Origin of the sequence: Aquimarina mycalae (assembly GCF_029906345.1) — a bacterium.
Lineage (GTDB): Bacteria > Bacteroidota > Bacteroidia > Flavobacteriales > Flavobacteriaceae > Aquimarina.
Genome location: NZ_JARYGY010000001.1, coordinates 346,981 through 361,745, shown reverse-complemented (window position 1 = coordinate 361,745; position 14,765 = coordinate 346,981). Strand labels below are relative to the sequence as shown.

14 protein-coding genes are annotated in these 14,765 nt (G+C 32.5%); 8 read left to right on the top strand and 6 right to left on the bottom strand.

The genetic code is table 11. The annotated features are described in order from the left end of the window. Positions 1–27: 27 nt before the first annotated feature. From QBK95_RS01435 to QBK95_RS01425, 3 genes are read right to left on the bottom strand one after another with little or no spacing between them, the layout of a single operon-like run. Positions 28–2,574: a TonB-dependent receptor domain-containing protein gene (locus tag QBK95_RS01435; RefSeq protein WP_280929773.1), complete on the bottom strand. Its 2,547-nt coding sequence runs from the start codon at positions 2,572–2,574 to the stop codon at positions 28–30. Positions 2,575–2,578: 4 nt separating this feature from the next. Beyond that, complete coding sequence (locus QBK95_RS01430; protein ID WP_280929771.1) at positions 2,579–3,493, bottom strand: FecR family protein; 915 nt, start codon at positions 3,491–3,493, stop codon at positions 2,579–2,581. 54 nt (positions 3,494–3,547) lie between these two features. Then, positions 3,548–4,069: an RNA polymerase sigma factor gene (locus QBK95_RS01425; protein ID WP_280929769.1), complete on the bottom strand. Its 522-nt coding sequence runs from the start codon at positions 4,067–4,069 to the stop codon at positions 3,548–3,550. Positions 4,070–4,245: 176 nt separating this feature from the next. Here QBK95_RS01425 and QBK95_RS01420 point away from each other — a divergent pair, with 176 nt between their 5' ends. The 4 genes from QBK95_RS01420 (at position 4,246) to QBK95_RS01405 (ending at position 9,156) form a co-directional block, all read left to right on the top strand. Next, entirely contained in the window at positions 4,246–5,403 is a 1,158-nt protein-coding gene (locus tag QBK95_RS01420) for a hypothetical protein (protein ID WP_280929767.1), read from the top strand. A 221-nt stretch (positions 5,404–5,624) separates the two neighbouring features. Then, positions 5,625–7,049 carry a hypothetical protein gene (locus tag QBK95_RS01415; RefSeq protein ID WP_280929765.1) on the top strand — a complete coding sequence of 475 codons (1,425 nt, stop codon included), beginning with the start codon at positions 5,625–5,627 and terminating at the stop codon, positions 7,047–7,049. A 200-nt stretch (positions 7,050–7,249) separates the two neighbouring features. After that, a complete protein-coding gene (locus tag QBK95_RS01410) occupies positions 7,250–8,692 on the top strand; it encodes a hypothetical protein (protein ID WP_280929763.1) in 1,443 nt (480 codons plus the stop codon). Positions 8,693–8,775: 83 nt separating this feature from the next. Continuing rightward, positions 8,776–9,156, top strand: coding sequence for an acyl-CoA thioesterase (locus QBK95_RS01405; protein ID WP_280931064.1), 381 nt, complete (start codon positions 8,776–8,778; stop codon positions 9,154–9,156). On the opposite strand, the gene QBK95_RS01400 is transcribed toward QBK95_RS01405, so the two are convergent. The 3 genes from QBK95_RS01400 to recF are packed head-to-tail and all read right to left on the bottom strand — an operon-like array spanning position 9,153 to position 10,965. Further along, positions 9,153–9,449, bottom strand: coding sequence for a DciA family protein (locus QBK95_RS01400; RefSeq protein WP_280929761.1), 297 nt, complete (start codon positions 9,447–9,449; stop codon positions 9,153–9,155). The genes QBK95_RS01405 and QBK95_RS01400 overlap by 4 nt on opposite strands. Further along, positions 9,450–9,863, bottom strand: coding sequence for a lipocalin family protein (locus tag QBK95_RS01395; protein ID WP_280929760.1), 414 nt, complete (start codon positions 9,861–9,863; stop codon positions 9,450–9,452). It lies immediately after the preceding gene. 13 nt (positions 9,864–9,876) lie between these two features. Then, on the bottom strand, positions 9,877–10,965 hold the full coding sequence (gene recF, locus QBK95_RS01390) for a DNA replication/repair protein RecF (protein ID WP_280929758.1): 1,089 nt from the start codon (positions 10,963–10,965) through the stop codon (positions 9,877–9,879). Between the two features lie 136 nt (positions 10,966–11,101). Between recF and QBK95_RS01385 the strand changes: the two genes are divergently transcribed. From QBK95_RS01385 to mutL, 4 genes are all read left to right on the top strand, one after another. Then, complete coding sequence (locus tag QBK95_RS01385; protein WP_280929756.1) at positions 11,102–11,875, top strand: tetratricopeptide repeat protein; 774 nt, start codon at positions 11,102–11,104, stop codon at positions 11,873–11,875. A gap of 49 nt (positions 11,876–11,924) precedes the next feature. Beyond that, on the top strand, positions 11,925–12,422 hold the full coding sequence (gene ribH, locus QBK95_RS01380) for a 6,7-dimethyl-8-ribityllumazine synthase (protein WP_280929754.1): 498 nt from the start codon (positions 11,925–11,927) through the stop codon (positions 12,420–12,422). 168 nt (positions 12,423–12,590) lie between these two features. Further along, positions 12,591–12,884, top strand: coding sequence for a hypothetical protein (locus QBK95_RS01375; RefSeq protein ID WP_280929752.1), 294 nt, complete (start codon positions 12,591–12,593; stop codon positions 12,882–12,884). After that, entirely contained in the window at positions 12,885–14,759 is a 1,875-nt protein-coding gene (mutL, locus tag QBK95_RS01370) for a DNA mismatch repair endonuclease MutL (protein WP_280929750.1), read from the top strand. Positions 14,760–14,765: the final 6 nt, after the last annotated feature.

Genomic DNA, 14,765 nt, shown 5'->3' with positions numbered 1-14,765 from the left:
TTTTGTTTTTGTAATCCAGATTGTGAGTTACCAAAAAACTCTGAAACTTAGGTTAGGTGTAATACCTAATGCAAAAATATCTGAATTAATAAACCGATTATCTAATGAATTGGTGGTTCTGAACTCTCGGTTTAGTAAATTTTTTCTGTCATAGATATTCAATACAGAAAGTCCTAAACGATAATTAATATTGGGTGTAGATCTAAGTTTGAAATCATAAATTGCAGAAAAATCTAACCTGTGATATACAGGTAAGTTGTTACCATTAATTTCTCCAAAATCCAATAATATTAAATCACCTCTTTCATCGACTCCCAAAACATTGGTAAAGGCTTTACCAGTATGCCAAAGCCAACCTAACGAAAACTGAAAATTATTTAGCTTATAAAAATGAGACCATTTTACTGTATGCTCAATATTCCAGTTTCCAGGAAAAGATTCATTATTATTGATATCATCAAACTTATTTTGAGTATTGATATATGAATAACTCACCCAGGTTTTGTAATTTTTAAACCGTTTCTTTAAAAAGAAATCGATTCCATATACTCGGCTTTCCCCATTATGATAGGTGTTATCTATGGGGTTTATGAAACCAGCTGTTAGCGAGGTTATATTGTCAATTTGTTTATAATAAGTGTCCACATCAAAATACCATTTGTTTTTTTTAAAACTACTTCCTAAAGTAAATTGATAACTAGTGATAATAGGAAACTGGGCTTCATTGGCAAGTGTCCAAACCTGATTTTCTAAAGATAGATCACTTACAACAGACTCTCTAATCTGACTAACAGCTTGACTTCTGTATTCTCCAGTAGCATTAACTTTCCAGTTTTTAGATAAGTATTTTTGAATAAAAACCCTTGGTTCTATAAATGATTCGTTCAATTCTGAATAGTGGTTAAAACGTAATCCAGCAGATATGTATAAGTTTTTAGGGGTTTCATATTTATATTCGGCATAAGCAGCATGCGAATTAAGGAATCGATCGTCTTGGTCAAGAATTAGTTCGTAAGTTGGAGTGGTTGTTACAAATGCATATTTGATCGTATTGTTAGAGAATTGATATCCACCTATAATTTTTTGATTGTCGGATAAAGAATAATCTAATTCTAATGCTCCTCCTAAGTCTTTTACACTATTCTTTTTGCTTTCTATTTCGGTAGTAATTCCAGATGCACCTGTTATAAATTGATAATTCAAAAGATATCTGGCATAATATCCGCTAGTATGCACAGTTAATTTATTATTCCAGATATGCTTCCATCCAATGTTATAACCTTCATTTTCTGTAACCAAATCATCATTTAGGGATGTGAGGTTATCACTTCTTCTAAAATCCAAATCGTTCTTACTATAAAGTGCATTTATTTCTAAATTATCAAAATCAGATATTTTGGCGATGAGATTAGCATTGAAATCTGCATAGAAAAAATCATTTCTAGCCTCATTTAATTCTGTGATTTCGGCGATGGTGGTATTTTGAAAAACTCGATCTGCAAATTGTTTATAGGTAAAAGTTTCTAAAATATCCGTATAAGACCTTCTTCCTGATACCTGTAGTGATACTTTATCCTTAATAATTGGCGTATGGATAACAGCATCGGCATTGATCATATTAAAACCTGCACCTCCTGTAAAACGTTCGGCCACTTTGTTTTCTGTTTTAATATCGACAACTCCAGATATTCGATCCCCATATTTTGCACTTACTCCACTTTTAGCAAAATCCACTTCTTTAACTACATATGGATTAAAAGCGGATAACATGCCAAAAAAATGACCTTGATTATAGGTTTTGATTCCGTTCCATAAAACTAAGTTTTGGTTAGGTGTACTACCACGCACATATAATCCTGAAGCAGTTTCAAAAGGGCTGTTAACGCCTGGAGTTAGTTGAATACTTTGTAAGATGTCTGGTTCTGTCAATCCAGGTAATATTTCTATTTCTTTTAGATTAATATTTACTACCTTTTTATTTTGTGTAATCCCTTTGGTTAGATATTCCTGAATCAAAACTTCATCAAGCGTTTCTACTGCATTGGTTAAGTATATTTTTATGCAATCGTCTATAAGCGTTGCAGAATTTAATACTTTCTGTCGAAACCCAGGAGCACTTATTAGTATTACAGAATTAAAAGGGACTTCTTTATTTTCAAAATACCCTTTTTCATCAGTTGTGATATTAGCTCTAGAGGCTTTAAAGAATATTCTTATGTTCTCTAACGGTTTTAAATTTTCATCGTAGATATACCCACAAACAGATATCATATCTTTTTTAATATAATTTCTAATGGTAATAAAATTTCCTCCTGTAATTTCGAATTTTAACCGTGTTTGCTGCTGAAGAGTATCTATAATATCTTCTATGGTCGTTTCAGAATCAATCTGAATCGTAACTAATTTATTGACAATAGTAGCATCAATGTATGAGAGTTTTACATCAAAATGCTTTTCTAGGTCAGGAATAATTTGAGATAGCGGTTGATTTTCGACATGAATAGGAAATGCTTTTTCTTGTGAAAAAACAGACATGCCCAATAAAAGTATGCATACACAAAAAAGTCTAATCATTCTTTTAATTTTCTAATACCACGGTCTTGCCATCTTGCGATAGCTTGTATTGCAAACCTAAGGTACTAAAAACTGTCTTAAGAGCGACTTCTATATCATTATTTGGAAAAGTTCCAGTATAGATTGTAGATGTGTCTATATCTTTAGTTTCAATATTGATATTGTATTGTTCTTCTAGTTCACTAAAAACATATTTTAGAGGAATACTTCTGAATGAACTTGTATTATTAATCCAGGAAGGTTCTTGTGTTACAAATGTCCAATGTTCAGGAGCTGTGTTTTTAATATTTCTGTAAGCTTTTCCAGCTGTCAGAATAGTATTATCTTGACCACTTGTAACACTTACCTTACCTTCATAGCAAACTGCTTCAAAGAATGAAGTTTGAGATTGCACGTTAAATTCAGTTCCTAAAACGGAAACATTTCCGTTTTCAGTGGTAACTGTAAATTTACTTCCTTTTTTAACTTTAAAATATGCTTCACCGTTAAGTAATACGGTTCTATCAGTGTTCCAGTTCTTTTTATCAAAACTAGCTTCAGATTTGGCATTCAGAATCATTTCAGAGCCATCAGGTAACGTAACTGCTAATTGTTCTCCATAATTTGTGGTAAACGAATCGTCAGAACTGAATAAAAATAATCCTAGTATAACTACTATCGAAGCTGCAACAGCAGCATAAGGCCAAAGTTTAATTACTGGTTTTGATTTGTTTACTGATGTAGTATTTCGATTAGATTTTATATTAGCTAATGCTGTATTCATGTCATATTCTGCTAGATCCAAAGCATCAGCACCAGCCATTATCTTTGCATAATATTCATATTCAGGATGAGATTGGAACTCGTTAAGTTCCTCCGGAGAAAGCTCTCCGTTAATCCATCGGGATAAGAATATATCATCTTTTTTGTTCTCTAACATAATCTGCTTATATATAATAGAAACGTTTAAGTTTGGGATTACCCTACCTCTTTTTTAAATATTTCCAATTTTTTTTCTTAAAGTCACTAAAGCTTTATGCATTAATTTCTCAATAGCTTTTACTGAAACGTTTGATAATTCTGCAATTTCGCGGTACGTTTTTTTGTCAATTCTACTTAATAAAAAAACTTCTCTTTGTCTTTCAGGTAAATCTGCAATAGCACTTTTAAGTTTCTCCATATATTCTTTTTCAAGAATAACAAACTCAGGAGATTCATTGGTAACATCACTTTTTCGTTGTGTAATATAGTTTTGGTACTTAAATTTTACCTGTTGGTGTCTAGCAATACTAATTCCAAAATTAGTAGCAATCGTATATACATAACTCTTTGCTTTTTCTATAGGAACCTTAGAACAATTATTCCATAATTTGATAAAAGAGTCTTGCACGATATCTTCCGCTTGATCTAAGTCACCGAATTTATAATAGAGGTAACTTCTCAAAAGTTTTGCGTGACTTTTGAAAAACTGATCAAAAACTTGTTCATCACAAGTAGATTTATTGTTGTCAGACATTTAAGGCAAAATTATGGGAGCAAGATCAATTTTTTTTTGCGAAGATCAAAAATAAAAAAATAAAAAAAAGTAAAATAAGTGGTAGGGCGATCTATGAATGAAGCGTTTTATTGATGTTATAACAAATCAAGATTAACGTACGTATTCACAAATCATTAATTTAAATAAAGATTACCATGAAAAATAATAAATTATGGAGCCTACTGGTTTTTGCTCTTATGCTAAGTTTTAATTCTTGTGTTGAAGATGACGGAATAGATCAGGATTCTGATTGTCCTCAATTATCTTTTACTCAAGATGGAAAAGTTCTGTTTGCCGATTTTGAAGAACTTAATAATTTGGAAGTGTATGAGTGGTTCGTAAATGATGAGCTAGTCGAAACTGAAAATTTACAAGATCAAAGAGATAATAAATTAGATTTAAGTACATATAATCCAGGTACCTATAATGTATGTATTAAGGCAGAAACACCAGATTGTCCAAATGGAGCGGAGTTTTGTAAAGAAATTGTTATCGAAGATGAGAATAATGAATCCTGTCCTAATTTGGCTTATAGCAGAGAAGGGGATTATCTGATCGCGGATTTTGAAGGTATTGATACACTAGGCTTTTATGCTTGGCAGGTAACAGGAGAGCCTTTAGACAACGAATCTATCATAGAGAATGAAGGATTAGATTTTCAAGGAGATAATAAGTTCTTATTAACAAATCTTCAACCTGGTACTTATACCATTTGTTTAATTTCTGAGAGTACTACATGTACACAGGCAGAACCATTCTGTAAAGAAATAGTTGTAGAAAACACCAATAATGAGACATGTCCAGATTTGTCCTTTATAGTAGAAGGGACCTTGATGTTTGCTAATTTTTCTGGAATAGATCAGTTGGGAGTTTATACTTGGTATGTAAATGGCCAGTTGGTAGAAACCGAAGATCTTCAGAATCAAGATCGTGACAATATGTTGGATTTGGATTCATATAATCCAGGAACTTATACTGTTTGTATAAAAGCTGAGACTACAGATTGTCCAAATGGGACAGAGTTTTGTGTTGAGGTGGTAATACCAGAACCACAAAGTATTGATTGTTCTGTTTTTGATGTGATAAATTATAAAGACACGATAGCAATTGCTACAGCTTTGTCTATTACAGATATAGACCCTAATTCTATAATCTGGACAATAGATGGTACTGCGATAACACCTATTACTCCTAGAGTAGCAAGACTTCAAGACCATGTAAATCAGTCTGGTACTTATGAGATTTGTTATAAGGCAGTTTCACAAACTTGTGGCACTTTAGAGAAGTGTATTACTATAGATTATCAAGGATAACTATTAGGAAACAGTAACATGTTTTGAATATTTTATTAATGAGGTCATATGTACGTATGACCTCATTTTTATTAGGATTTTCGGCAAAAATTAAGTGTAATTAACATTTTTTTGTAGGAATGGGGTAGGGTATTCTTTTTGTGCTGCGTTTCATTATTGTAGAGCGAATAAATGACCTCTTTTTTAATTAATTATTGATAACCCCTAAAAAATTATATACGATGAAAAAACTTAGTATTTGGTGTGTAACCATCTTTACACTGTTATTAGGATTTACTTCTTGTGAGGAAAACGAAGAATTTGAAACTTGTCCAGATATTACTATAAATATTGATAATGTACCAGGAAGTACAGTGTATCGTTTTGTAGCTCAATTGGATGGTATTGAAGATGTAAGGTTTACTTGGTCAATTGACGGAGAAGAAGTAGATACTGGTAATCTTAATGATATAGCGAGTCAGATTTTTGACTATCAATTCGAAGAAGGAGCACATACGATTTGTGTAAAAGTAGCAAGTGACACTTGTCCTTTAGAAGTGTGTAAGGAGATTGATGTAGTTAGAGATGAAACTGATCCTTGTCCAGATCTATTCTTTGAATCAAGACAGTTGGATAGACCAAACAAATACAAGTTTATTGCAGATTTCCCAGGAATAGAAGAAACACGTTTTGACTGGTTTATAAATGGAGAAGTGGTAGAAAATGCCAACGCAAATGATAGTAATTACTTATTCTGGGAATTTAATGAGCCAGGAAGATATGAGGTGTGTATTAAATCAGAAAGTGACGAATGTCCCAATGGAGCATCATATTGTAAGGTGATCGAAGTAGAAGAAGTGGATTCAGAGTGTCCTGACTTATTTTTTATTGCAGAGCAAGACGGTGATAATCCAGCGTATTATTTCCAGGTAGAATTTGAAGGAGCAGATCAATTTGAGTGGTTAGGTTGGTTTATAAATGGAGAATTTGTAGAAGATTCTAATAATGGAGATAATAATAGATTCTATTATCAATTCGCTCCAGGAAGATATGAAGTATGTTTAAAAACAGAAACTCCAGAATGTCCTGAAGGAACATCGTATTGTAAAATAATCGAAATTGAAGGTGATACCGTTTGTCCGGAAATATTCTTCGAAGCAGAACAAGATGGTGATAACCCAGCATATTACTTTTTCCCTAATGCATTCGAAGGGATTGATGATGTAACATTATCGTGGTCAGTTAATGGAGATCATGTAGGAACTAGTAATGGACATAACGATCCTTTTTACTTTCAGTTTAATCCAGGAACATATGAAGTGTGTTTATCAGTAGAAACACCTAATTGCCCACAAGGAGTTACATTCTGTAAAGTGATTGAAGTAGAAGAACCAGGAACAGATTGTCCTAATTTATTCTTCGAGATTGAACAAGAAGGAGATACTCCAGGATATAATTTCTGGGCAGAATTTTCAGGAATGAGCGATGTATCCTACGAATGGACTATTAATGGAGAAGTAGTTAATACAGAAATGATAGGTAGTAATGATAGAGATGATTACTTATACTACCAGTTTGGAGCAGGTACATATGAAATCTGTATCATAGCAGAAACACCAAATTGTCCTAATGGAACTACATATTGTAAAACATTAGTGATAGAATAATTAAAGTTGGTTAGGTTAGATTAATTAGGTTGATTCCCTGGAAGCATTGCCATTCTTCCAGGGAATTTTGTTTATAAAACTAGGATGTGTTAGATTGTGATCTAAAATGAATTGAAAAATTTATTTTAAATTGGGGTAGGGTAGCCTGATTTTCAGGCGTTTTACTTATATAAAGACAGAATATTTTGAAAAGATTCAATATGTATACACGGTTTTTGATAATACTTGCACTACTTTTTAGTAGTTGTGTAACTGATGATTCCTTTTTTCCTGATGAAAACACAGATGATATTATATCCAGTGTTTCGGTAGTTACTATCCTCAATAATTTTGATTCAAACACAACTTTTTTGCCTGAAATTGAACAGTGTTTTAAATTTGTATATCCTATTACATTAGGATATAATAATGATGCTACTATTAGAATTGATGACTATCAAGGATTGGTAGATGTTATTTCTAGTCAAGAAACTAATTTTAATGTTACTGGCTTGCAATTTCCTGTTCGAGTTATATTTAAAGGTAGTGATGATGAGGTTGTTATTCCAAATGAGATAGCTTTATTTAATGTCCTTCGAGAATGCGAGTTTGATACAGTTAGAGATCAATTTGATCGTTTTTTTAATGGATGTTTTAAGTTTGATTATCCAGTGACCTTATTGAGTGCTAGTGGTAATGAGGAGGAAATAAACTCTGACGAAGAATTTCAGATTTTTTATCAAGGCCAAGGAGCAGATTATCAGCCAGAATTTAAGTTCCCAGTGAATGTGTTAGTATCTCCTAATTTTGAAAGCACATCTATAAATACCTACTTTGGATTTTTTAGAATTATAGAATCTTGTATACAAAGATGTCCTCAATTAGGCTTTACTTTTGATGTAACAGACTCTTTTAACTTAGGGTATAGATTCGAAGCAGATTTTCCTAATCTGAATGTTGTAGGTTCTTATAGTTGGTATGTTAATGGAGAGTTTATAGAAATCGATGGTCCAAATAATCAAGGTGATAATATACTATTAAGAGATTTTGATGCTCCTGGAGTATATGAGGTTTGTATGAAGGCAGAAACCGATAATTGTCCTGAAGGTATTGAATTTTGTAAAAGAATAGAAGTTGCTGCTTTATGTCCAGAATTGTTTTTCGAATTCGAACAAGAGCAGGGAACACTTGAGTATACTTTTGTATCTAATTTTACTGGAATTAGCGATGTAACCTATCAATGGTTCGTCGATGAACAAGCTGTAGAAGAAGATGGTGGAGCTAATGGAGATAATATGTTTTTCTCTAACCTTACGCCAGGAGTTCATACTGTATGCATTAAAACTACAACGCCCTCTTGTCCTAATGGAGTAGAATTTTGTAGAGAAATTACTGTGGTACCCATTTGTCCAAATTTGTTTTTTACCGTAGAACAAGAAGGAAATACGCCTAGCTATAATTTTACTGCGCAATTTGATGGGATACAGGATACTACGTATGAATGGAGAGTCAATGGAGATGTTATTGAGCAAGATGGAGGACCAGGAGCAGATAATACTTTCTCTTTTCAGTTTAGTCCAGGAACCTATGAAATCTGTATTTCTGCAGAAACTCCAACTTGTCCTGATGGAACTCAGTTTTGCGAAGAAATAATCGTACAGTAAAAAAGCAGTTAATTTTTATACCTGATCTAAGTACTAATTTATTAAGGTCATATTTCTCTAACTTTGTGAGAAAGAATAGAAATATGCATTATCATACCAGAAAGATTGTAAAACCTGGAGATTTAAACCCAAATGAGACACTTTTCGGTGGGAGACTGCTGGAATGGATCGATGAAGAAGCAGCACTGTATGCTGTTATCCAGTTAGAAAGCAAAAGGGTTGTTACAAAATTCATGTCTGAAATTAATTTCGTGAGTTCTGCAATACAAGGAGATATTGTCGAAATCGGAATGGAAATAGTGAAGTTTGGAAGAGCATCTTTAATTCTTAAATGTGAAGTTAGAAATATACTTACTCATAAAACTATTATCAAAGTCGAAAATATCACTATGGTTACACTTAACGAAAAAGGAAAACCAACTGCTCACGGAAAAACTAAGATCGATTTGCCAAGAGTAGACTAACGCAATACTAATTTCTTAATTAATGCTCTTCCGAGAGTTTCATTAAGATTGGCTATGATTTTATCTTTTCCATAACTTAGTTCTTCTCTAAGAACAGAAGAAGTAAGTTCTACATAGAGTGTTTCTCGCTCTAGTTTAATATTTCGGGTATATTTATTAATAGCAGGCCCCATAATTTGTTCCCATACATCACGTACTTCAACTTTATCCAATCCTTTTTGAAGTTTGTTTTCGCTCACAAATTCTTTAAGAACGTCACTGATGCTTAGGTGTTCGTTTTGTCTTCTCGCCATTTATAATTGGATCTTCTTATACGGTTTGTAAAAGTAAAGATTTCCAGCCTTATTTTTTATAATCATTTGATTTTCTTTTGCAGAAATCAATGTTTCTTTCCAAGTTGCAAAAGGTGTTTTATAATACATTCTTAGACTGTCGTTTTCTATTTTTAACGAAAAAGTTTTACTGTCTCGTGTGGTTATAAAACTGCCATCTAATTGCGGTTTTACTTTTTTACGAACTCCTTTAAGATCATGTACTTCAAAAAAATCAACACTTTGACTATAATTGTATAGTTTTTCGACACCTTCAGAAGTAATTACTTTCTCAATTCCCCAATATCCATTAATATGTTTAATGTACTCTTCTGGATTAGGTTTTGAACAGGAAACTAGTAGAAAAACCGATATGTATATAATCTTTTTAAACATAAATTTGTTTTTATTAATCATTACTTAATTTGATAATTTTATAAGATTGTGATATTTTCTTTACCACATTTTCCGTACGATCCGCATGGGTATCGCTTATAAAAAGCTGTCCGAAATTTTGATCATCCACTAGTTGTATAATATGTTCTACACGCTTTTCATCAAGTTTGTCAAAAATATCATCTAATAAGAGCAATGGATTTACTTTGCTTTGTTTTTTGATGAAATCAAATTGTGCCAGTTTTAATGCTATTAAAAAAGATTTTTGTTGGCCTTGACTTCCAAATTTCTTTATAGGATGCCCTTCGATCTCAAAAGATAGGTCATCTTTATGAACACCAACACTGGTGTATTGTAACATTCTGTCCTTTGCTAAATTTTGTTCTAAAAGCGTTAATAAGCTAGTTTCTGATAGTTTACTTTGATAGCTTAATGTAACCGATTCTTTACCAGAGCTGATAGCTTCATATCTATGTGTAAATATTGGGATGAATGTTTCTAGAAAAGATGTTCTTTTTTCATGAATAACACTTCCTAATTCGTGAAGTTGCTGATTGTAGATTTCTAAGGTAGTAGCATCAAAGGTATTATTCGCCGCAAAATATTTTAAAAGAGAATTACGTTGAGAAACTACTTTAGTATAGTTTAACAGAGTAGAAAGGTAAGCTGTATCGCTTTGCGAAATTACGCCATCAATAAACTTACGACGTGTATCACTACCATCCGTAATTAAATCTCTATCAGCTGGAGAAATAATAACCAAAGGAAGAAAACCTATATGTTCGCTAAAAGTATCATAGGCCTTTCCATTACGTTTTATTACTTTTTTTTGCCCTCTTTTAGCACTTACAATGACCTTTTCTTCGCGATCTGATTTATCATACAGCCCTTCAACAACAAAAAAATCGGTCTCATGCCTTATATTTTGTCCAGTGATTGGATTAAAATAACTTTTGCCAAAAGATAAATGATATATGGCATCTAAGATATTGGTTTTGCCTACTCCATTATGACCGACAAGGCAATTAATCTTATCGTCAAATTCGAAATTGACGGATTCAAAATTTTTGTAATTGATTAAAGAAAGTGATTTTAGAATCATAAACTACTGATCGTCAGCAAGTCGCGACTTTTTTGGAATTCTCAAATAAGAAGTGCAAAATATTGAAAAATAACAAATATTTTCGCTTTTAATTATGAATAAAAATTTTATTTTTGCCGTTCATTAAATATAATTTATGGCAACTTATAAGAAACGAGGATACAAACCAAAAAATAAAGCAGAAGAAGTAGAACAATTAGAAGACAATTCTACAACTGCTGAGGTATTTAATACTTTAGATGAAGGTGCTTCCCGAACTGAAGAATGGGTTGCTGCTAATCAAAAATATATATTTATTATTGTTGGTGCTATAGCTGTAGTTGTTTTAGGATACCTTGGATATCAGAAATATATTCAGGAACCAAAAGAACAAGAAGCTTCCAATGAAATGTTTAAAGCACAACAATATTTTGATAATGCAGTAAATGGTAACACTACACTTAGTGATTCTTTATATACATTGGCTCTTAATGGAGGAGAAGGTAAATATGGTTTTTTAGAGATCATAGAAAACTACGGAGGTACTAAAGCAGCAAACTTAGCTAATTATTATGCAGGTTTTTCTTACCTTAATATGAGCAAATATCAAGAAGCTATCGATCATTTAGATAAATTCAAGAGTGATGATGAGATGCTTGGTCCTTTGGCATTAGGTGGAATTGGTGATGCATTTGCTCAGTTAGACCAAATGGATGAAGCATTGGGGTACTATGAAAAAGCAGCCAAAACAAAGAACAATGAATATACAACTCCTAAATTCTTATTGAAATCAGCTATTACTGCGATATCATTAGGGAAACCAGAAGTTGCGATTACATACTTAGAAAGAATAAAAGAAGAGTTTTCTAAAAGTGCAGAGGCTAATCAAGTTGATGTACATTTAGGAAGAGCTCAAGGAATGCTTAAATAGTTTAAATAATAAATTCAGAATTCTGAATTCTGAATTCTGAATTTTAAATATGGCTACAGAAAATAAAAATTTATCTCAATATGATAAAGCTACAATCCCAAACTCGAAGAATTTTCGGTTTGGGATTGTTGTTTCAGAGTGGAATGAAACGATTACTGAGGGACTTTTTCAAGGAGCTTTTGATGCATTGATAGACTGCGGAGTAATTAAAGAAAACATAGTTCGTTGGAATGTGCCAGGTAGTTTTGAACTCATCTATGGTTGCAAAAAAATGCAGGAATCCTATGATATGTTAGATGCTGTTATTGCTATTGGGAGTGTGATTCAGGGAGAAACAAAACACTTCGATTTTGTATGTGATGGAGTAACTCAAGGAATCAAGGATTTAAATATTAATAATGATATTCCAGTTATCTTCTGTGTGTTGACAGATAATACAATGCAGCAATCGATAGATAGATCAGGAGGTAAACATGGTAACAAAGGTACAGAAGCTGCTATTGCGGCAATCAAAATGGCACAACTACGTAAAGACGCCAAATTCTAAGCTGGTTGGTCAATAATGATCTCTATTAATGTAGCGTATATTTTTTATGATTTCCTAAAACGGCATTATCCTTGCTGTTAATATTTCAATGTTATTGTAATGCTAAAAGCTTTAGATTACTATGCATTTTAAGTATATTTGGATAATATAAAAAGAAAGGAGCAGCACGTGAAATTAAGTATCCCTAAGAGAAAAACGAATCGAAGATATAACTATACACCTAGGTATTATAAAGGTAAGAGTGAAGGAAATATCTATGATTTCGAAAATAGAATTACTAAATATCGCGATACTAAAAATGCAATAGATTTTGGAGCGCAATGGAGTGAAGACCGAAAATCAAGTCGCAATCGAGGAAATCGAGAAATCAACAAAAGATTAATTTATATTGTGTTTGTACTCATCTTCATCTTTTTATATTTCATTGATTTTGATTTATCCATATTTACTGCGGGACAATAAATGTCAGATATCATCCAATTATTACCAGACCATGTAGCCAATCAGATTGCTGCTGGAGAAGTGGTTCAACGACCAGCTTCTGTGGTTAAGGAGCTGTTAGAGAATGCTATAGATGCTAAGGCTACCCATATAAAATTAATCATTAAAGAAGCAGGCAAAACACTTATTCAGGTTATTGATGATGGTGTTGGTATGAGTGTTACAGATGCAAGACTTAGTTTTGAGCGCCATGCAACCTCTAAAATAAAAACAGCAGAAGATCTTTTTCAGCTAAATACTAAAGGGTTTAGAGGCGAAGCCCTTGCCTCTATTGCCGCAATTGCTCATGTAGAGTTAAAGACTAAGCAAGAGAAGGATGAAGTAGGTACAGAAATAAAAATAGAGGGTAGTGAAGTAGTTTCACAAGAGGTTTGTGTTACACCAAAAGGAACTTCTATAAGTGTGAAAAATCTTTTTTATAATATTCCTGCACGTCGTAATTTTCTAAAATCAAATACCGTAGAGTTACGCCATATTATAGACGAATTTCATAGGGTTGCTATGGTTCATGCAGATATTAAGTTTGATATGTACCATAATGGAAGCGAGGTTTTTAATCTTCCTGTTTCTAATCATCGTCAACGAATTGTTCAGATTTTTGGTGGAAAAACCAATGAAAAATTAGTCCCAATTGACGAAGAGACAGATCTGGTTAGTATTACTGGGTTTGTGGCCAAACCAGAATATGCAAAGCGAACCAGAGGTGAACAATTTTTCTTTGTCAACGATAGATTTATCAAGAGTGCTTATCTTAATCATGGAGTGAATTCTGCATTCGAAGGATTGCTTAAAGAAAAAACACATCCAAGTTATTTTATATATCTAACAGTTGACCCAACATCTATTGACATTAATATTCATCCAACGAAAACAGAAATTAAGTTTGATGATGAACATGCGTTATATGCGATGTTACGTTCTACGATAAAACATAGTTTAGGTCAATTTAATGTAGCTCCAGTTTTAGATTTTAATCGGGATGCTTCGATGGATACTCCGTATGAGTATAAAAGTAAAATGGTTCAAACTCCTACAATAGAAGTTGATAGAAGTTTTAATCCGTTTAAAGAAGACCCAAAGGATAGTAATGGATCATCTACAAAAAGTTATACCAATTTTAAAAAAGAATCTACTGGAAGTTGGGAGAATTTATATGCTGGTTTAGATACCACAGAAATACCTTCTAAACCTACTGAAAGTGATTTTTCTACAGTTCAGTTTGAAAGCACAGAAGTAACGGGTTCTTTATTTGAAGGAAATACAAATACAGATTTAGAACATAATACAACGTATCAGTTAAGACGAAAATATATTGTGACCACTATTAAAAGTGGTATGGTAATTATTAATCAACATCGAGCACATCAGAGAATTTTATACGAAGAGGTACTAAAGAATATTACAATGGCAAGTGCTGTAAGCCAACAGTTATTATTTCCATTAAAACTTTCTTTTTCCAAACAAGAGGTAACATTGCTAAAAACTGTGCAGGAACAGTTAGAGAATACTGGTTTTGTATTTGAAGATATCTCTGGAGAAGAAGCAACCATTTCAGGAATTCCTACAGTAATTACAGAAAGTGAAGTTTCTATGCTTTTAGAAAAATTAATCAGTGATATTGAGCACGAAGTGCCAGATACTGGTTTTTCTTTAACAGATCTACTAGCGAGATCTATTTCGGGAAGTATAGCAGTAAGAACGGGAGCAGATTTGGCAAAAGAGCAACAGCAACATATAGTAAATAGTCTTTTTGCATGTACTGAACCAACAATTTCACCAGATAATAAGCCAACATTCATCACGTTAACAGTAGATGATATAGATAAAAAATTTTAAAAGTAG

Bases quoted from the DNA above. Each gene is read 5' to 3' on its own strand.
- QBK95_RS01400 (WP_280929761.1), bottom strand. From the start codon at position 9,449: ATGGCGAGAAGACAAAACGAACACCTAAGCATCAGTGACGTTCTTAAA.
- QBK95_RS01420 (WP_280929767.1), top strand. From the start codon at position 4,246: ATGAAAAATAATAAATTATGGAGCCTACTGGTTTTTGCTCTTATGCTA.
- QBK95_RS01430 (WP_280929771.1), bottom strand. From the start codon at position 3,493: ATGTTAGAGAACAAAAAAGATGATATATTCTTATCCCGATGGATTAAC.
- recF (WP_280929758.1), bottom strand. From the start codon at position 10,965: ATGATTCTAAAATCACTTTCTTTAATCAATTACAAAAATTTTGAATCC.
- QBK95_RS01435 (WP_280929773.1), bottom strand. From the start codon at position 2,574: ATGATTAGACTTTTTTGTGTATGCATACTTTTATTGGGCATGTCTGTT.
- QBK95_RS01410 (WP_280929763.1), top strand. From the start codon at position 7,250: ATGTATACACGGTTTTTGATAATACTTGCACTACTTTTTAGTAGTTGT.
- QBK95_RS01425 (WP_280929769.1), bottom strand. From the start codon at position 4,069: ATGTCTGACAACAATAAATCTACTTGTGATGAACAAGTTTTTGATCAG.
- QBK95_RS01395 (WP_280929760.1), bottom strand. From the start codon at position 9,863: ATGTTTAAAAAGATTATATACATATCGGTTTTTCTACTAGTTTCCTGT.
- mutL (WP_280929750.1), top strand. From the start codon at position 12,885: ATGTCAGATATCATCCAATTATTACCAGACCATGTAGCCAATCAGATT.
- ribH (WP_280929754.1), top strand. From the start codon at position 11,925: ATGGCTACAGAAAATAAAAATTTATCTCAATATGATAAAGCTACAATC.
- QBK95_RS01405 (WP_280931064.1), top strand. From the start codon at position 8,776: ATGCATTATCATACCAGAAAGATTGTAAAACCTGGAGATTTAAACCCA.
- QBK95_RS01385 (WP_280929756.1), top strand. From the start codon at position 11,102: ATGGCAACTTATAAGAAACGAGGATACAAACCAAAAAATAAAGCAGAA.
- QBK95_RS01415 (WP_280929765.1), top strand. From the start codon at position 5,625: ATGAAAAAACTTAGTATTTGGTGTGTAACCATCTTTACACTGTTATTA.